We start from the raw sequence: 19,892 nt of genomic DNA, 5'->3' as shown, positions 1-19,892 counted from the left end.
TCACTGCCCCGCTCCGACCAGTTCCTGGAGCTCTTCGGCATCGAACTCCTGCTCGATCAGCCTGATCGATACGACGCGCGCAAATGATGCGAGGTTTGGATGAGCGAACAGATCGGAGATCGCGATCGACACGCCGATCTCCTGCGACACCCGGCTGAGCACCCGCACGGCGAGCAGGGAATGTCCGCCGAGCTCGAAAAAGTGGTCGTTGCGTCCGACCTGATCGACATCGAGCAGTTCCGCCCAGATCCCGGCCAGCGCCAGCTCGATCTCATCTTCGGGAGGTTCATAGGAGCGTCGCGCCAACGCATCCTCACCCGGCGCCGGCAGTGCTCGCCGATCGATCTTCCCATTGGGGGTAAGCGGTAGCTGCTCCAGCACCGTCACCGTAGATGGCACCATGTAATCGGGCAGAATGGCGGACAGCGCGTCCCGCAAGACGCGACCGTCGAGCGACGGCTCACCACTCGCATAGGCGAACAATTGACGTCCGGTCCTGCCCACGCCCGCCACAACAGCCGCCGCACGCACGCCGCGCTGCTCGAGCAGGCGCGCCTCGATCTCTCCGAGCTCGATGCGGAAGCCGCGGATCTTCACCTGCTGGTCGACGCGGCCGACATATTCGATCACGCCGTCGTCGCGCCAGCGCGCGAGATCGCCGGTGCGGTAGAGGCGCGTATCGCTGCCGCTGAACGGATCGGGGACGAACCGCTCCGCGGTTAGTGCTCGTCGGTTCAGATAGCCGCGGGCCTGGCCAACACCGCCAATGAACAGTTCGCCGGTGACCCCAACGGGAACGATGTTGAGGTCGGAATCGAGGATGTGCACGGACCGCGCACCGACGGGCCGCCCGATCGGTGCAGGCTGGTGAGGCGTCAGCTTCGCATCGTCGACGATCCATGCCGTCGGCGCGATTACTGTCTCGGTCGGACCGTAAGCGTTGACGAGAAGATCGACGTCCACAGCATCGCGGAATGCCCTGACCCCGGTCTCGGACCAGGCTTCGCCGCCGACGATGCAGACCCTGATCGCCAAGCTGCGCCCGGTCTGCCGCAACGCCGCGCTCAATTGATCCGCATAGGCCGGCGGCAGGAAGATCGAGGTCACCGCATTGCGGGTGATCTCGCTGACGAGGTCGTCGACCAGGAGGCCGGGTTTTGAGGGTAGGACCAGCGACCCGCCCGTCATCAGCGGCACCAGCCATCGCTCGTGCGCGATATCGAAATTGATCGATGCTGTCTGGAACTCGCGGTCGCGCGAGGTCATGCGGTACAGCCGGCCGATCGCTTCGCAATGCATCGCCAGCGGCCCGCGCGCAACGCCGACCCCCTTCGGCATCCCCGTCGATCCCGACGTGTAGATGACGTAGGCAAGGCTATCCGGATGGATTTCGACGTTGAGGTTCCCACTGACGTCACCGGCTGACGGCGTCGGCTCCTCGATACAGAGCGCTTCGACCCCAGCTTCCCGCAGCACCGGCGCAAGCGGCTCGAGCAGCGCGCCTTGCGTCAGGACAAGCGCCGCGCCGCTGTCCCGCAACATGTAGGAGAGCCGCTCGGCCGGATAATCCGGATCGAGCGGCAGGTAGGCGCCGCCGGCCTTCAGGACTGCGAGTAGCGCGATGATCATGTCCGGGCTTCGGCTCAAAGCAATGCCGACCAGCCGATCCGCACCGAGATTCCAGAGCCGAAGCCGCCGTGCCAGCGCGTTAGCACGCGCGTTCAACTCGCCATAAGAGAGGCGTTGGTCGCCCCATACGATGGCAACGGCGGACGGCGCCTGCGCGGCCTGCGCTTCGATATGCGTCACAACATCGGCGCAGGATGACTCCGAGCTCAGCTGCGCTGCGCCGCTCCATTCGAGCGTTCGCCGAGCATCCTGCTCGACTGCCGCAGAGAGATCACCGATCACGCGCTCCGCGTTCGCCGCGATCTGTTCTAGAAGTCCATGCAGAACGTCGCGAAGGCGCAGGATCGCCGCCTCGTCGAATCGGCACGGATCATAATTGAATTCGATGTTCAGCCTGTCACGTGCGGCGAACACCGCAACCGCCAGCGCATAGTTCGTCGGGGTCACATGCGCGACACGTCCCAGCCGCGGGCCACCGTCCCCGCCCCGCAGCAATCCCTGGTCGATGGGATAGTTCTCGAACACCAGGATAGTGTCGAACAACGGTTGTCCCGCATGGCCGGCGAGACGCTGAATGTCGTAGAGCGGCGTCCAGCCATGCTCGCGCAGCGCCAGGTTCTGCTCCTGCAATTGGCGCAGCCAATCGCCGACGATTCCTTGCGGGTTCGGCGCATCGACGATCGGAAGCGTGTTGATGAAGAGGCCCACCATCTCTTCCGAACCGGGCAATTCGGCCGGTCGGCCCGATATGGTCACGCCGAAGCAGACCGCAGACTGCCCCGAATGCCGCCGCAACAGCTGTGCCCATGCCCCTTGGATGACCGTATTGAGTGTCACCCGTTCATGCTTTGCAAGGGACTTTAGCCGCTCGGTCAGCGCGGCGCCTACCGCTAGCCCGACGCTGGCGTGGCCCTCGGCCCGGGATGTCTTGGAGTGCGCGAGTGTGTTGGCGAGCAATGTGGGCGTCTCGACCCCCGCCAAGGCGTCACACCAGAATCGCTCGGCGCTCTCGCGATCGCGGCTCTGCAACCATTCAATGTAATCGCGATAGCTACCCTGCACGGCGGGTAGCGTGCCGCCACTCACCTGCTGCAACACCTCCGCAACCAGCCTTGCGGAGCTCCAGCCATCGACGAAGATGTGATGATGAGTCCAGATCAGCCAGTGACGGCTGTCATCCAGACGTATCAGGCGAGAGCGCTGGAGGGGCGGCTGTGAAACGTCGAAGCCCATCTCGCGATCGCGCCGGGATGTCTCGGCCAGGGCGGCTTCCATATCCACACGCGATCCGTCGCGCCAGTCCTCTTCGACGAACGGCACCGGCACCTGGCGATACACCACCTGCTGCGCTGCGCCCGACAGGTTCTCCCAGACAAACCCGGTCCGCAGGGCCGCGTGCCGGTCGCTGACCGCCTGCCAAGCGGCTTTCAGCTGGCCGGCATCGACGCCGAACAGCTCGAGCCCGACCTGATTCACATAGGCATCATTGGCACCGTCGCGCAGCGCATGGAACAGCATGCCCTGCTGCATCGGCGAGAGCGGATAGATGTCCTCAATACCGCGAAGATCGAGAGTCCCCGCCAACCGATCGAGATCAGCCTGGCCGAGCCCGGACAGTGGGACATCCGATGGCGTGAGGCCGGACGCCCCCTTGCAGCAATGCACGACCAGCTCGCGCAGCGCAGCCTCGTACTGCGCTGCGAGCCGCTCGACCGTCGCGAGCCGGTAGCGTTTGCGTCCATATCCGAACGATAATTCCAGCCGACCCTCACGCACGAGGCCCGTGATGTTCAGCCAGCCGCGCATCGGCGCCCTGGCGCTGCGCGAGGGACCTGCGCTCTCCGCTGCGAAGGTGAATTGCTGGGCGGCGCCGATACTTGCGTCGAACCGGCCGAGATAGTTGAAGACGATCTGTGGCTCCGCCAATTGCGCCAGGGCATTGCGCTGCTGCTCGGAGCCGATATGGCGCAGCACGCCATAGCCGAGCCCCCGATTCGGAATCGCGCGGAGCCTCTCCTTCACCGCTTTGATCAGTGACGCCTCGTCCGCGGCTGTATCCTTCAGCCGGACCGGGAATGCCGTCGTGAACCAGCCGACGGTGCGGGATACATCCGCGTCCGCGAAAATATCCTCGCGGCCGTGGCCCTCGAGCTCAACGGTGAGCTCGTCGTGCCGGCTCCAGCGCGACACCGCGCGCACGAGGCCGGCCAGCAGGAGATCGTTGACCTGGGTCCGATACGCGGCTGGCGCCTGTTCAAGCAGCTGCGAGGTCAGGTCGGCATCGAACACCAATGATACCTCGCCGCCGTCGCCGACGCGATCGACGTCGCCATGATCGTCGTCGCATGGCAGGCACACGCCGGCATCACAATCCAGCCAGTACGGCAATTCCGCCGCGAGCTCCGCGGACGCCGCATAGGCGTGCAGCCGCTCGCTCCACGAGGCATAGGAGTCGCTCTTCGGCGGCAGCGCGACGGAGCTGCCAAGTTGCAGCTGGTCATAGGCCGACGCCAAGTCTTCCAACAGGATCCGCCAGGATACGCCATCGACGGTGAGATGATGGATCACGAGCAGCAGCCGTTGGCTGCCATCCGCCAAGTCCATGCCGACGGCCCGCAGCAGCGGCCCCGTCGATAGCGAGAGGCTTTGCTGCGCGGCGCGGGCGAGCTCAGTGATCTCCGTCGCGCCACCGGCACCCGCATGAATCCATAGCAGTTCGGACGACACCGGCGGCGGCCCCTGTTCCGCCCGCCAGGCGCCGTCCACCTGCCTGAACCGCAGGCGCAACGCGTCGTGATGCTCCACGATGGCGGCGAGCGCGCGCCGCAGAGTTTCCCAGTCGACCTGCATCCGGGGCAGCAGCAGAACCGCCTGATTCCAGTGATCCCGATTGTCGATGTCCTCGGCGAAGAAGCGCGCCTGGATCGGCATCAGATGGCGCATGCCGGACCCCGAGTCGCCGCCGGCTAACGTTTTCGCCGCCGGCTTCTCCTTCTTGGTCGCTCCCGCAGATATGACGGCGACCGTCGCCAATCCGGCGACCGTCTGCTGGCTGAAGATCTGCTTCGGCGTCAGCCGGATGCCGCGCTTGCGCAAGCGGGCGATGATCTGCAAGCTCAGAATCGAATCGCCGCCAAGCTCAAAGAAATTGTCGTTGCGGCCGACTCGCTCTCGACCGAGCACCTCGCACCAGACCGCCGCGATCGCAACTTCAATATCCCCGGCAGGCGCGGCATAGCCAGCAGACGCCGCCTCTCCAGCGGGCTCTGGCAAGGCGCGACGATCGACCTTTCCATTCGGCGTCAGCGGCAGTCGCGCCAAGGTGACGATGTGCGACGGCACCATATAGTCTGGCACGATCGCAGCCAGCTGTTGCTTGATCGCATCGGCCTGCTGACCAGCGCTGCCCTTAGGCACGCAATAGGCGATCAGCTCCTGGCGATCGGCATTCGCCCCGATCGTGCGCGGAACGACTACCGCATCGTCGATCCCCGGCAGCGCCTTGATGACGCGCGCGACCTCGCCGGGTTCGACGCGATAGCCGCGCAACTTGAGCTGGTCATCGGAGCGGCCAAGGAATATCAGCCGGCCTGCGCCGTCGCAGCGAACACGATCCCCGGTTCGGTAGAGGCGCTCGCCCGCTATCCCGAACGGATCCGGCACGAAGCGTTCCGCAGTCAGGCCCGCCGCGCCGCGATAGCCGCGCGCCAGCCCGGCACCGCCGATATAGAGTTCGCCGGTGACACCAATCGGAACTTCGTTCAGCGCGTCATCCAGGACATGAGCGCGCAGATTGGCAAGAGGCAGCCCGATCGGAACCGGGCCGTCCTCGCGTTCCGTGGCGCACTCATGCGTCACCGCACCGACCGTCGTTTCCGTGGGCCCGTAATGATTTAGAATCCGGCAGCCCGGCCGCAAGCGCCGGACTTCGTCCAGCAGTGCGCCATCGCACGCCTCGCCACCGAGGACGAGGGCATCGCGGGGGAGAAGATCGGCCGAGCGCGAGGCCTGAAGCAGCCCTCGCAGATGGCTGGGCACGATCTTGAGAATGTCGACCTCGCCCTCGTGCATCGCCTGCGCAAACGCATCGGCGTCGAACACGGCCTCCGGCGACAGCAGATTCAGCGTCGCGCCGGATGCGAGCGCGCCGAACAGGACGGTGTGGCCGAGGTCGGCCGCCACCGTGGAGACCATCGCCATGCTCGCTGTCGGGCGGGGCTTCAGGCGTTGCAGCAGAGCCTGCACGTAATTGGCCAAGGCGCTATGCGAGACGCTCACGCCCTTTGGCGCGCCGGTCGATCCCGACGTGTAAATGACATAAGCAGTCTGCTCCGGATGAATCGTCCCGCCGACCGGCAGGCTCGATAGCTCCTCGCGCTCGGCTTCCGCCGCCGCATCGAGCACCAGGCAGTCGAGCTCGCACGCGTCCGCCAGTTTCTCACCCGCTGCCAGCACGATCTTGATGCCGCCATCGGTCAGGATGCGGCGGATGCGCTCCATCGGCCATTTCGGATCCAGCGGGACGTACGCGCCGCTGGCCTTGAGCACAGCTAGCAAGGCGACGACAAAGGCCGGCGAGCGCTCGATCCACAGCGCGACCGGTGTCTCGCGTGCGACGCCCTTGGTGACGAGGGCGTGCGCGATACGGTTTGACCGCTGCTCGAGATCCGCAAAGGACATCTGCTCCCGGCCGCATCGGATGGCGATGGCGGCCTGTCGATCGGCGGTTGATGCGCGGTGCAGGCTGAGCACATCCGTGAAGCGGAAGGTCGCGGCCTCACTCGGCACGGCCTGTCGGTGCTCCTCGTCAATGACGAAGTCCGATATCCGCCGCTCGGCATCGTCGGCAATCTGGCGCAGCATCGAGCTGAATTGCGCCGCCAGTCGCGCGATGGTCGGTCGATCGAACAGATCGGTGGCGTAGTTGAACGTGACCTTCATGCCGACAGCGCCATCGATGACGTCGAGCGCGAGATCGAAATGCGAACCCGCAAGATCGATGATGTCGATGTCGGCGCTGAGCCCCTCGACGCCAGCGAAACCGCTCGGCGCGGACATGTAATTGAACTTCGCCTGGAACAACGGATTGTGGCCACCGCTGCGTTCGGGCTTGAGGCCGTCCACCAGCATCTCGAACGGAAGATCCTGGTGCGACAGCGCCTCGATCACCGATTCCTTGACCTGCTGCAGCAGCCTCGGGAAGCTCGCTTCGCTGGCAATCTCGGCCCGCAGCACCAGCGTATTGACGAAACATCCGATCAGCCGTTCGAGCTGCGCGTGCCGACGTCCCGCGATCGGCACGCCGACGCGCAGATCGTTCTGTCCCGTATGGCGATGGAGCAGCACCTGATATGCGCCGAGCAGCAGCATGAAGATGCTGACGCGCTGCCTTGCCGCGATCGTCCGCAGCCGGGCGGCGAGCGCGCCGTCGATGGCGAGACCGATCGTGTCGCCGGCATGGCTCTGGACCGCCGGGCGCGGCCGGTCATACGGCAACGCCAGGACCGGATGAACATCGCCGAGCTTGGCGCGCCAGTAGGTAAGCTGCCGATCGCCCTCACCGCCCGCGAGCCAGCTTCGCTGCCAGGCCGCGAAATCCGCATATTGGATCACCGGAACCGGCGGCGCGCCGGCGCCTTGGCCGATGCCACTGCGATAGAGGCCGGCCAGTTCTTCCAGCAGCACATCGAGCGACCAGCCATCGACGACAATGTGATGAGCCAGCAGCAGCAATTCATACGCGTCGTCCGCAAGCTGAAGCAGCACCGCGCGCAGCAACGGCCCGTTCACGAGATCGAATGGCTTGTCCAGCTCGGATTGCTTGAACATCGCCGCGCGATCAGAGCGCTCCTGCGCAGGATGAGACCGGAGATCCTCGTGCCGGATGCCAATGCTCATGGCATCGTGGATGATCTGCGTTCCGCGGCCGTCCCTGGCTATGAATGTGGTCCGCAAAACCTCGTGACGACGGACGATTTCGCTCAAAGCGCGCGACAGCACGGCATGATCGAGCCGTCCCTTCAGACGGATCGTGCTCGCAACGGTATAGGCTGTCCCGGCCGGATCCATGTTCCAGAGGAACCAGAGCCGCTCCTGTGCGTGCGACATCAACGCGCGATCAGACGCGGCCGCCCAAGGGATCGGCGGCAGCGTCCGGGCGGCACCGGTCCCTGCCAGAGCATCGATCCGATCGGCGAAGGCGGTCAGCGTTGGCGCGTCGAAGAAGGTGCGCAGCTCGACCTCTACGTTCAGACGGTCGCGGATCGCAGCGGCGGCCTGGCCGGCGGCTATCGAATTGCCGCCAAGAACGAAGAAGTCGTCCTCGCGATGCACCGCCGCCACGCCAAGCGCATCGCACCAGATCGAGGCGACGGTACGCTCAGTAGCGGTCGCCGGCACCGTCAGCGATCCGCTGCCGAGGCGCCGTCCCCTCTCGAACACCATGAAGCTGTCCAGCGTGTTGTCGGCAAGGCGCGCTGCGCAGGCAGACCGCTGCAACTTGCCGCTCGTGGTCAGCGGCATGGCCTGCGGGTTGAGCAAGACGATCACAGCCGGATATTCCTGCGCCTGCCGCAGCACAGCCTCACCGATCGCATGCGCGAGCGCTTCCGGATCGCTGCGCTTGAGCACGGCGCGGCTGAACTCCGCTGCCACGCCAATGGCCTCACGCCCGTCCATCTCGACGGGAAAAGCGGCAACCCGCCCGCTGCGGACGGATTCGACCTCGGCTTCGACGGCCTGCTCGACATCGGTCGGGTAGACATTCTGGCCGCGAACGATCAGCAGATCCTTGAGGCGACCGGCCACGACGAGCGCATCATCGCGAATGAACCCGATGTCGCCGGTCCGCAGCCAGCGCACGCCGTCCCGCTCGACGAAGGCTTGGCGCGTTGCCTCAGGATTGTTCCAGTAGCCGAGCGCGACACTGGGGCCACTCACCCAGATCTCGCCGACCTCATCAGCCTCGGCCGCCGCCGATCCGTCGACGCGCATGATGCGTGTGTCGTGGCCTGCGGCGGTCTGACCGCATGCCACGAGGTCGGTGCCTTCGCCGGCACTCGCAATGCGACCCGCAGCGAGTTCCACCGTATCGAGCGTATAGCTCACGGTCTCGGCTGTGATGTCGCCCGCAGTCACCAGCAGAGTCGCTTCGGCCAAGCCATAGCAAGCTGTCAACGCTCTCCGATCGAACCCGGCCCGCGCGAACCGGTCGCCGAATTTTTCGAGGGTGGTCCGGCGGACGAACTCCGAGCCGGAGAACGCAAAACTCCAGCGGCTGAGGTCCAGCCGACTGATTGCCTCATCCGAGATGCGGTCGGCGCATAGCGCGTAGGCGAAATCGGGCCCACCGCTCAACGTGCCGCCGTGACGGTCGATGGCTTCGAGCCAGCGCCGTGGCCGCTCCAGGAAGTTCCGCGGCGACATCAGCACGCCGGTAAAGCCCGTGAACAGCGGATTCAGGAGTCCGCCAATCAGTCCCATGTCATGATAGAGCGGCAGCCAGCTGACAAAGACATCGTCCGGCATTCCGCCACAGGCCGCTTCGATGGCACGCTCGTTCGCCGCCAGATTGCCATGGGAAACGCAAACGCCCTTCGGCTGCGAGGTCGAGCCGGACGTGTACTGGAGGAACGCGATCGCATCGGCGGCGGGTCTCGTCTCGCGCCAGTCCGCCGCAAGGTCAGGCGAAATCGTGTCCACCGCAACCAGATGCACGTCGCCGAGTTCGGGCAGCGCCGCTTCGATGAGACCGCCCAGAGCCGTCTCCACCAGGATGAAGCGCGGCGCGGCATCCCGCAAGATGCAGTGGAGACGTCCTGCATAACGCTCGGGACCGCCCTCCGGCGGATAGGCGGGAACGGCGATCACGCCCGAATAGAGGCAGGCATAGAATGCCACAGCATAGTTGATCCCGCTCGGCAGCAGGATCACCGCCCGCTCGCCCGCGCCGCCCATCTGCTGCAACCACGCCGCAAGCGCCCTGATCCGCGCGTCGAGAGTTGCGAACGTCAGTTCGCCCGCGACGTCGTCGCCTTCGAGGAACCGCAACGCCACCTTCTCCGGTCGCAAGGCAGCGTGCTCTCGCAAACGTTCGACGAGGTTGGATCTGTCCATGTTCTCGAATTCCTGTTCGGCCGCGCCGAAAATTCCCGCCGATCACCGCTGCCGATGAGCTTCCGCCATGGCGACGATCACCTTGCGCGGTCCCTTGAATGGGGCACGGGCGTGCGCGGTGAGCATGTTGTCGAGCATCACGACGTCACCGGCCTGCCAGGGAAAGCTGATCTTGTGCGTCTCGAGAACGGTCCGAACCCTCGCCAGCGTCTCATCCTCGATCCTCGAACCGTCGCCATAGAAGACGTTGCGCGGCAGATCGGCCTCGTCATCGACCACGTCGAGCAGGCTCTCGCGCACCTCCGGCTCGAGATTGGAGACGTGAAACAAATGTGCCTGGTTGAACCAGACCCGGTCGCCCGTGACCGGGTGCTGCGCCGTGCCCTGACAGATCTGGCGCGTGCGGAGCTCGCCATCTTCCTTCCACTCGCATTCGATGTCGTGTCGAGCGCAGTATGCCTCCACCTCTGATCTGGAGTCCGTGCCGAACACCTGCTCCCAGTCGACGTCGAGGCCGTTGCCGTAGTTCCGCACATACATCACGCCCTTCTCGGCGAACCGTTCGCGAATGGCCGTCGGCATGTCGCGATAGATGGCGCGACTGTCGGCGATCGGTGTCTCCCCGCCTTCGAGCGCCGGCTGCATGCAATAGAACCAGATCTTCATCGGCCAATCGCGGGTGTAGGCCTGCTCGTTGTGCAGCGGGATGTGTTGGTGCGGCGGATATTCCGTGGACGTGTAGACCCCGGAGGTCACCTGCGAGCGCGGCGTCGATCCGAACTCGTAGGTGAGCAGTGGGTGGCCGAAATCGGCCGCGAAGGCCCGAAACGCATCAGGACCGTCGAGCGAGAAATCACGGAACACGATGCCGCCGCTGTCGGTCAGGTACCGGTCGATCGTCTCGCGCAGCATCGGAAGGGCTTCGCCCAGCGGCTGCCCGGCCTCACCTGCCTTGAGCAGCATGGGAAGAGTTTTGCCCTCAATGAGTGGCTGGACGGAGAACGCGCTCATGATCCTCGCTCTGATGCAAACCGATTGATCGCCCCGATAGCCGGGCCAACGCTGCGCCGATCCGGCCGATCAGCTCAGCCTGCTGCGTGTGAATGAAGAAGTGATGCCCCGGCAGGATGTCGAGCGCGAACGACGCCGAGGTCTCCTGGCGCCAGGCCTCGAGTGCCTCGCGGCCGGTTTCGTCGTCCGCTCCGCCAAACACGTGCACGGGGCACGGCAGCGGACGCCGCGGCCGGTAGACATAGGCTCCGCACATCAGGAAATCGGCGCGCAACACCGGCAGCGCGGATCGCATCAGCTCCGTATTCGACAGCGCCTCGTCGGGCGTGCCCTGAAGATTGCGCAGCTCCTGCATCAGCGCTTCATCGCTTAGCGGTTGGCGCCACTTGCTGCCGTCCCGCACCGCGGGCGCTTCCGCGCCCGAGGCGAAGAGAATGGCTGGCGCAGGCGCCCCGCGATCGAGCAGGCCGTGCGCAAGCTCGAACGCGACCACCGCACCGAGGCTGTGCCCGAACAACGCATAGGCCCCATCGAGCTGCGGGGCGAGCTCGCTCGCGAGCTGAGCTGCCAACTCGCGCGGATCGGTCGCCAGCGGCTCGTCCATGCGGGCGCCGCGCCCAGGCCACTCCACCGGCCGAACGTCGATCCACGACGGCAGCAGCCTGCGCCATCGCGCATAGAACATGGCGCTGCCGCCGGAGTAAGGCAGACAAAGAAGCCGCATCGGACGACCGGACTCCGCTGACTACGTCGACTGCCGAGGCGACGAGCCGTCCATGAACTTGCGCAAGCTGAGCGGACGCATGTCGGTCCACACCTGTTCGATGTGGTCGAGACATTCCTTCTTGCTGCCGGTCTTCCCCACTGCCGTCCAGCCGGCCGGAATCTCCTTGAACGTCGGCCAGATGGAATATTGCTCTTCGTGATTGACGACGACGGTGAAGGTGACGTCGTCCCTGTCGAACACCATCATGGCTCGGTCCCCTCTTCGGAAAGCGAAAGCAGAGACGTTTGACTAGGTCAGATGCCGACGAGGGTCAAAGCAATATCGACGCTACTTTTTTTAAGACCTCAAAATTGGCGACGGACGAGCACAATGCAACCTCCGCGCTTGCGCACCAACACGCGGGAAAATATCGCGATTTCAGAACACGACGCGGATTGCTGCAATTCTAACTGCGCACGGAGGAACTTCTACGATGCGGCAAGATCGCCCGTTATGTCGCGAGCGGTGTTTCATTGTGCTGTCATCAATCCCGACAAGTGCAGCTGGCTGACTATCGATCAAAGAAAAGGCCGCCGCGGATGAGATCCGCGGCGGGCAAGTATCGGAAGTGTCGTAGGACGCTGTGTTCAGAAATTGAACGTCGTCGACAGGAGGTAGGTGCGTGGGGCACCGAGTGTGAGCACGTTGCTGTAGGCGGACGCCCAGTAAGCCTTGTTACCAACATTCTCGATGTTCGCGCGTACGACGATCGGCTTTCCATTCCAAGGCGATAGGAAAGTGTAGCGGGCGCCTATATCGACACGCGTCCAGTCTGGCAGCGCGACCAAGTTGGCCGTGTCGTAGTACTGCGAACCGGTATAGATCACGCGCCCTGTAAGCGTCAGTCCCGGGACGAACCAGGTATCCCATTCCGCGCCGATATTGGCGCTGACCGTCGGAACACCGATCGCGACCTTGCCGTCCGTATTGCTGCCGTTGGCCGCTCTGGGGGTATCGATCTGTCTGCCGTCAATCAATGTCACGCCACCGAGCAATCGAATATCGGGCGTAATTTCGCCAAACACGTTGAGCTCGGCACCGACATTGCGTTGCTTACCATTGGGCAGTTGGTACTGCAGCCCACCTATGAAGGTCGAGATGATGCTGCGCTGCTCGATCTTGAAGAAACTTACAGTCGTCGTGAACCGACCCGTGTCGAACTTCACGCCGCCCTCGACCTGCATCGTCTTGTTGGGCGCAAACACGTCGCCGAGGTTCCTGAAGTTCGCGCCCGTTACGACATGAGGCGTCTGAAGGCCTTCGACATAATTGGCGTACAGCGAAATGCTCTCGACCGGCTTCACGACAAGGGCGTAGGCAGGTGTTATCACCGACGCCTCTTGATAAGGCCTGCTACCTGTGCCCGGGGCGATAAAATTCGTAACTCCGGTGCCTGCCGTCTGATGACGCGCAGCGATGGTGAACTGAATACGATTATTCAACATAGACATCGTGTCAGCGATGCCGAAGCTTTCAAGCTGCGCATTGGTTCTCTGGTTCGCGGCGAGCACGTTGAAAACCGGCTGAGCGAGATTGGTCGGCTCGTTATACAGATTCCAGTAGAGCACACTCTGCGTCGCCGGCGACGGATTGAGCGGCGTCACGACTCGCTGCCTATAAGTTCGATCATTGATCGCATAATTCATGCTGACCGCATGATTGATGGGGCCGGCGTCGACATTCGCCCGAAGACCTGCTTCCCCCGCGTATGTCTCGAATCGCTCGCTGCCGGCAAGTGGATTCGATCTCAGTCCACCGAGCTGGAAAGGACCCGTATTAGCCCCTGGCACAGCATTACTGATGATGGGCGATGGGTACTTATAGTTGATGTTGCTGTCGTGATAGCCGAAGGCGCCGTAGGCAGTCAGCCAATCAAAGACGTCAACCTCTCCACGCGCAGTCGTGAAGAAATCCGTCGGTTCGTAGTAAGCCCACGGCACCTGGAAATTGGTTCCAGCTTTCGGCGGTGGCGGAAGAATGGGAGAAGCAAGACTGAAGAAGCGCAATGGCGGCTTGAGAACGTCGGCCTGATACCCAATGTCGGCTTCGAATCGGGCGTTCTCGCCTCGATAGTCGAGCCCCAGCACCGCATTGCCGAATTCGTCCCTCTGGCGATTCCAGGGCGTATTTCCATTTGAATAGGTGCTGTTCAGCCGCACACCCCACTCCTTGTGCTCGCCGTAGCGCCGACTGACATCGATGTGCTCACCAAACTGCGACTTCGACGAATATGTCCCGGTGATGCGGGTGATATCCACGTCAGGTGCGTGCTTGGTAATCAGATTAACCGTGCCGCCAACCGCGCCGCCACTCGTCGCTCCCGTGCCGCCTATCGTCATACCATTGAGCACCGCGCTGGGCCCTTTGAGGACCTCAACTCGCTCGATGAAGTTGGCGCCGGTGGAGTAGTACGGCGCAATCCCCGCAAGGCCATTCAAGGCAAAGTCGCCACTATCGTAGTAGAAACCACGTATAAACAGACTGTCTGCACCGCCGCCTGCGGCCTGGACGACGCGAACCGAGGGATCATTCGCCAGGACATCACGGATCGTTCTCGCCTGCTGATTCTGTATCAGCTCCGCCGTGTAGCTCGTCTGGTTGAACGGCGTATTCATCACGCCGCGATTGCCTAAAAACCCGAGACTTCCGCCGGTTGCGACCTGGCCGCCTGCATATGCCGGTGGCACCGTGCCGACCGTGCCGGTCGCGGGCACCACATAGGGAACGGGCGCCGCCTGGCGCGGAGCCGCCGCGGCGACCGATCGCTGTCCCCGCGAGGCGCGCGTCGACTGTGATCTCTGGACCGGCTGACGAACTCTTGGCTTGGGAGCATCCACGGTCACGGGCGGCAGATTCGTTTGCGCAAGCGTCTGCTGAAATTCACCTGACGATTCCAGTGACAGCGCGAGATAACTCACCGCTCCCAGCGATAGCGTCCGCACGATTTTCCTGGCCGAGAGTTCACGCCTCATTGTTGCACCCCAATTCCCACTCGCAAGCACGTCCCCCGCGCTTCCTAACATACGAGGGTGCTGCGAGAAGGGATTGGGAACTAGAAGTTATCTAAGGTTGTACGGCTAACCATCACGATGGAAGAATCGATGTCGACGTCGAACGGCGTCATGGATCATCTTCGAAGACTTCTAATTTCAAATCGTTCTAATCATCGATTCGCATGCGACACTGCGTCATATCGTGATGAATTTGCGATCCAGTCGAACAGGTTGCGCATCGCCCGCATGAATACTCCCGCACCGATTGCTATCGGCACACCGCGGAGATCGCGACACCATTGGTGCGATTTGCAATCCTCTCGCCGTATGAAGACCAGAGTCGTACAGGCAACAGAAGCGCCGGCTCAACGCAGCAGCGGAACCAGCGCACGCAAAATATCAGGCTTCCAGGCCTGACGCGCGCCGTCGAAAGCCGCGAAGTCATGGTCGAACTGCCAATATGCCCACGACCAGCCGAGCCTGTCGGCGCTCCTCGCCACGAATGACAGATATCTCAGGCGACTGTCGGATGGCGCTCTCTCATACACCCCGAACTCGCCGAGATAGATGGGACGCTTCTCCTTCTCCGCCCACAGCCTGACCTTGTCGAAGTCTGCGGCGGCCTTCGCTTCGTCGTTCCGGCTGCCCCAATCCAGCGGTCCAATCTTCGAGAATGTTTGCGACCACGGTGCACCCTGATGCGTGAACTTGATCGGCGCGTAGTAGTGAAACGTCACGATCAGGTTGCGGTCGTCGGTCGGCAGAACCAACTCCTCGATGGGAATCTCATCGACATTGAGAACGGCGGCAATGACCGGCCGATCGGGATTGGTGCGGCGGATGATCTCGAGACATTCATTGAGGAGCGCATTCCAGCTGGACGTCGTCATTTGTCCGCCAGGCTCGTTCAGGACCTCGAAGACCAGCGTCGGATATTTTCCGGCATATCGCTCGGCGATCTGCCGCCAGAACGCCCTGAGCTTCGGTGCGCATTCCGAAATGTCGCGCTGGCAGATATGGGTATCGTGCTCGTCGAGGATGGGAATGAGCCCCCGCGCGAGCACTTCCTCGATGACGGTATCGAGCCGTCTGAGAACGATCTCGTCCAGGACATTCTCGGGACCCATGAACTTGAACCCGAAGAAGTTGATCCTGACGTGCGAGAACCCGGCCTTCTTGATCGTCGTCAGATTGTCGAGGCGGAATGGCGCGTTCCGACCGCCCTCCCAGATGCCGTCATAGCCGAGAATGTTGATGCCGCGCCCCAACTTCGGGACGTTACGGGAAGCGGCCTGCTCGGCGCCGTGGGCCGCGGAGACCACTGATGCAAGGAAGAATGCCGCCGCGACGAGATTGAGGCCTCGCAGCCGGGCGGCACGGATGGCGGTCATCTCGCGTCCATCTCCACAGATTGAAATCCCGGCTCGGGCACGGGCCTGCACGTGGCGAGGAGGAACGCGACCAGGAGGACCGAGGTGAACATCGTCGAGCGAAGAAACGTCGTCTCCGTGAAATTGGTCTGAAAGCTGAGGACCACGAATCCGGTGATGAGCGCGCAGTGCGATCGCTCGATCGATCTCGTCGAGATCAGGTACAGGATCTTGTTCGAGAACAGAAGGACGCTCGCGGCGAACAGCACATATCCCAGAAACCCGGTCTCCATCAGGATCGTGATGTAGCCACTGTGATAATTGTCCAGCACCCAGCCGTGGTTCTGCTCGAAATAGTCGTAGATCGACGGCACCGTCCAGAAGCCGTTGATGCCGAAGCCGAGCAGTGGCGCATCGTCGAAATGGCTGATGGCGTAGTGCCAGATGAAGGTCCGCTCGGTGAAATCGATCTTCGCATCGCCGACATGAATCGAGTCATATCCGGTGACGTAGAAATACAAGAACAGGATGCCGGCCAGAATGCACATGACGAACGGCAAGATCGCATAGACCCTCATGCAGCCGACTGACCACATCGACGTTACGAGCAGTGCACAGGCCGCCAGGGCGACGGCGCCGGCCCCGCGCGATTCCGACGCGAGGACGCACGTCGAGGCCACCAGGAAGACGACGAGAAAGGCGAGCCAGCCCTGCCCGGTCATCTTGCGATAGCAGGAAAAGAACATCAGATACGCGCCGACGAAGCCGAGCGTCTGCTTCGATTCGTAAACACCCTGCCATTGCCCGCTGTGCATCCAGGTCTGGTCGATCCCGATATCGGGGACGGCAAGCGCACAGAAGGTCGACGCGGCGACCAATATGAAGAGCCCATGAGACGTGGCCCTCACGATCTCGTCGATGTCGATGCGCGTGGCGAGGCAGAATGCGCCGAAGGTCGTCATCGCCAGCGCCGCGCTCTTCATGAGCGCGGCCGCGTTCAGGCTCGACCAGAATACGGATACGACCGCGAAGGTGTAGAATGCGAGCAGCGCGATCAAATCGGGATTGAACTGCAACCGCAGGCGCGGACGCACGAAGGCGCTTGCATAAATCAGGACGACCCACATCAGCAGCGCCACGGCCTGCTGCACGAAGGTCAGCTCCGGCGGCAGAAGCTTGGCGTTGAAGATCCCCATCGACGCCACCACGTTGACCGTGATCGAGCAGCTGATTGCGGTTCTGGCGATCTTCTCAACGCCAACGCTGCGCGTCTCCCAGAACGCGCTATCGAGTGTCCCGGAATCCACCTCGGTCTGCAGGCTGGCCATGAACCGACCTTCCTGAGGTGCGGTTAATAATTTGCTAGCGCAGGCCGATCTCCGGCGCTTCAGGCCCATGCAGGACCAGATTTAAGGGTTTGGTAACGATATGAGGCCTGGAGCGGTGCATTCATGCAAATCACACCGCGACGGTATGTCGCTCGTAACGACCCTGCTATAAAGCCCGGACCGAGCTCGATCGAATTTCGAATCGTCCGGTTTCCTTGGCTACCCATGAACAGACCTAGCAGCACATTCGATATCGCCATCGAGCAGACGTTTGACTTTGCGTCCCCGGAATACGCTGAGCTGTTCGACAACTCCGCCGCCACCGCGTTCCAGCACCCGCTCTGGCTGCATAGCCTGTACACCAGGCTGGCGCCTCATGCGGGTGCCACGCCTCTCATTGTCGTCGTCCGCCGTCGCAAGACCCATGCGCTTGCGATGGTGCTGCCTCTGTTGCGGATCCGGCGAGGTCCGATACGGACCGTCGAGTTCGCCGACCTCCGCGTCTCCGACTATCTGGCGCCGGTTTGCAGCCCGGAGGTGTTTTCCCAACTGCTCGAGGACGAGAGCGCATGCGCGGAGCTTCAGCGCCTCCTCCGCCCTTTCGATCTGCTCCGCATGACCAAGCTGCCCAACGGGCGGCTTCCGATCGAGACCCTCCTGGCCGCGCCCCGTCGCATCTCGATGGACACCAATGCCTACGCGACCGTCCTCATCACGCCGTTCGAGCAATGGCGGGCGAGTGCGATCGATCGCTCCTATCAGAAGGAGCTCGCGAAGAAGTATCGTCAGCTCCAGAGGAAGGGCGCGTTGAGCTTCTCCTGCTGCAATGACGGTGCCTCCACACGCGACGCGTTGGAGGTGATGAAGAGATTCCGCGGGCCGCGGTTTCAGTCACAGGGCGATGGAGACCTGCTCCAGCGCCCCGAATATTTCGATTTCTATTCCGACGTGGCGCTCCGCGGCCTCGACTCCTTCGTGCGGCTCTACGCCATGAAGATGGACGGCGACGTGATCGCCGCGGTACTCGGTTTGTCGCACCAGGGCACCTACCACGTCATCATGAGCGCCTTCGATATCGACGGATACAAGAGCCAATCCCTGGGCGCCCTGATGTTCGAGCAGGTGGCGAGGGATTGCATCGAGCGCGGAGATCAGATGCTCGATTTCACCATAGGCGACGAACCCTACAAGAAGCTGTTCGGCGCGCAGCCGTCGCCGATGTGGGCGGTCACGCAGGCCGGCAGCACCGCGGGCACCGTTGCGCTGTTCGCCCTGAAGCAAGCTCCTTGGCTCAAACTCGCCGCCAAGCGCATGTCGGAATTCAGGATCCAGCCGCCCCATACCTCGACCCCGACGCGCTGACGAGCGTGCGGCGCCGGCCGCGATGCTCAGGCCCGAAGTGCGCTGCGGACCTGCGCGAGCCAGCCTGGCCGCATCTGCTCGACCCGATGGGTGAGACTGCGACGCAGGAAGTGCAGCCGCCGCCGCACGTCCCAGCCAATATCGTCGCGCGACGTCAGGGCCTGGCGGAATCGCGCCATCTTCAGCGATTGCCGGTCTGCCGCGAGCTTATCGCGATCGGCGTAGAACTCCGCGATCTTCTGCCGGTCCATGCCGGGAGTTGAGAGCCACCGCGGTGCATATTCGGTGCAAAGACGCTCGACGTCCACCAGCAGGCGCGCGACGCCGGTTCCGGCGGCGGGACAGTTGGTCTGGAAGGCATCGCCGATCAACACGATTCCGGGCTGAAGATGTCCCTCGACGACGGAGAGGTCCATCACCCAGTTCTGAACGCGGTCGATCACGCGGAAATCGCCGAGATAGGTCTGTAGTCCCGGCAGCAGGCGCAGAACCGTCGCTTCCGTGTCGCGGCGCAGCTCGCGCATGATGGAATCGGTCGGATCGCGGAACATGAACAGATTCGCTCGCATGCCCGCGCGCACCGGAAACAGGCTGAGATAGTCGACGCCGTCCGCCGTGCGCTCGCCGTAGCAGGTCAGCGCCTCGAAATCGAACGGCGCACCGTCGCGCCGGGCGATCGTGAATCCGAAAGAGACCGAATGGCCCGCAGCCAGCACGCGCCGCCTGATGCCGAGCTTGTAGCTGAGAGCTCCGGCCATGCCCGTGGCGAGAACCACGAGGCGCGCAGTGAGCCGCCGTCCGGAAGCGAGTTCGAGATGCTGGATGTCGTCGCTCGAGCTGATCGCAGTGACCTCGTCGACGATCAGGCTGGTTGGATCGGGCATTTGGCTGCGCGCCATGGCGACGAGATCGGCGTAGGGAAGCCCGTAGGCTTGACCGACGCTCACATCGACCAACTTGCCCTCCCTGATGTTGAGCACGCGATCGTATGAACAGGCAACGCTCGCGAGCCCACGGATGAAGCCCAGCCTGCGGAACGCGTCCAGCTGCGGGCCTCCGATCTTCTCGACCCGGAATTCGTCCGGATAGACGGCGCGCTTGTCCACCAAGGCAACGCGATGCCCTGCCCGCGCGAGAACCGCCGCCGCCAGCGATCCCGCGAGGCCGCCGCCGACGATCGCGACATCCATCGCGATCGTCGCGCTCCCGACAGCGTCGATCGACTCGGACACGGCTCTCTCCAACGTCATGGTGCAGGCTCCCACGGTTAACGCGGCCCCATGTGCAATGTCCTCGCCTGATGTCGCATCAAGGCGCC

Annotated in this window: 9 protein-coding genes; 1 reads left to right on the top strand and 8 read right to left on the bottom strand. The window is 63.3% G+C overall.

Annotated elements, in window-relative coordinates; all coding sequences use genetic code 11:
* From BCCGELA001_RS15010 to BCCGELA001_RS14980, 7 genes are all read right to left on the bottom strand, one after another.
* Nucleotides 1-9,744: a non-ribosomal peptide synthetase gene (locus BCCGELA001_RS15010; protein ID WP_060735669.1), complete on the bottom strand. Its 9,744-nt coding sequence runs from the start codon at nt 9,742-9,744 to the stop codon at nt 1-3.
* Nucleotides 9,745-9,786: 42 nt separating this feature from the next.
* Entirely contained in the window at nt 9,787-10,755 is a 969-nt protein-coding gene (locus BCCGELA001_RS15005) for a TauD/TfdA family dioxygenase (protein WP_060735668.1), read from the bottom strand.
* Nucleotides 10,724-11,440 (bottom strand): thioesterase II family protein, encoded by a 717-nt coding sequence (locus BCCGELA001_RS15000; protein ID WP_060735667.1) that lies wholly within the window; start codon nt 11,438-11,440, stop codon nt 10,724-10,726. Before BCCGELA001_RS15000 ends, BCCGELA001_RS15005 begins: the two co-directional genes overlap by 32 nt.
* 60 nt (nt 11,441-11,500) lie before the next feature.
* Nucleotides 11,501-11,728: an MbtH family protein gene (locus BCCGELA001_RS14995; RefSeq protein ID WP_008554564.1), complete on the bottom strand. Its 228-nt coding sequence runs from the start codon at nt 11,726-11,728 to the stop codon at nt 11,501-11,503.
* A gap of 380 nt (nt 11,729-12,108) precedes the next feature.
* Complete coding sequence (locus tag BCCGELA001_RS14990) at nt 12,109-14,493, bottom strand: TonB-dependent receptor (RefSeq protein ID WP_060735666.1); 2,385 nt, start codon at nt 14,491-14,493, stop codon at nt 12,109-12,111.
* A gap of 386 nt (nt 14,494-14,879) precedes the next feature.
* Nucleotides 14,880-15,905 carry a glycoside hydrolase family 5 protein gene (locus BCCGELA001_RS14985; RefSeq protein ID WP_008554560.1) on the bottom strand — a complete coding sequence of 342 codons (1,026 nt, stop codon included), beginning with the start codon at nt 15,903-15,905 and terminating at the stop codon, nt 14,880-14,882.
* Nucleotides 15,902-17,212, bottom strand: coding sequence for an O-antigen ligase family protein (locus tag BCCGELA001_RS14980; protein WP_060735665.1), 1,311 nt, complete (start codon nt 17,210-17,212; stop codon nt 15,902-15,904). Before BCCGELA001_RS14980 ends, BCCGELA001_RS14985 begins: the two co-directional genes overlap by 4 nt.
* Before the next feature lie 225 nt (nt 17,213-17,437).
* Between BCCGELA001_RS14980 and BCCGELA001_RS14975 the strand changes: the two genes are divergently transcribed.
* Entirely contained in the window at nt 17,438-18,574 is a 1,137-nt protein-coding gene (locus BCCGELA001_RS14975; protein WP_060735664.1) for a GNAT family N-acetyltransferase, read from the top strand.
* A 26-nt stretch (nt 18,575-18,600) separates the two neighbouring features.
* On the opposite strand, the gene BCCGELA001_RS14970 is transcribed toward BCCGELA001_RS14975, so the two are convergent.
* On the bottom strand, nt 18,601-19,824 hold the full coding sequence (locus BCCGELA001_RS14970) for an FAD-dependent oxidoreductase (RefSeq protein WP_060735663.1): 1,224 nt from the start codon (nt 19,822-19,824) through the stop codon (nt 18,601-18,603).
* Nucleotides 19,825-19,892: the final 68 nt, after the last annotated feature.

The sequence above is a fragment of the Bradyrhizobium sp. CCGE-LA001 genome, from assembly GCF_000296215.2.
GTDB lineage: Bacteria > Pseudomonadota > Alphaproteobacteria > Rhizobiales > Xanthobacteraceae > Bradyrhizobium.
Note: the sequence above shows the minus strand (reverse complement) of the source record. Positions and strands in the feature narration are given on the sequence as shown.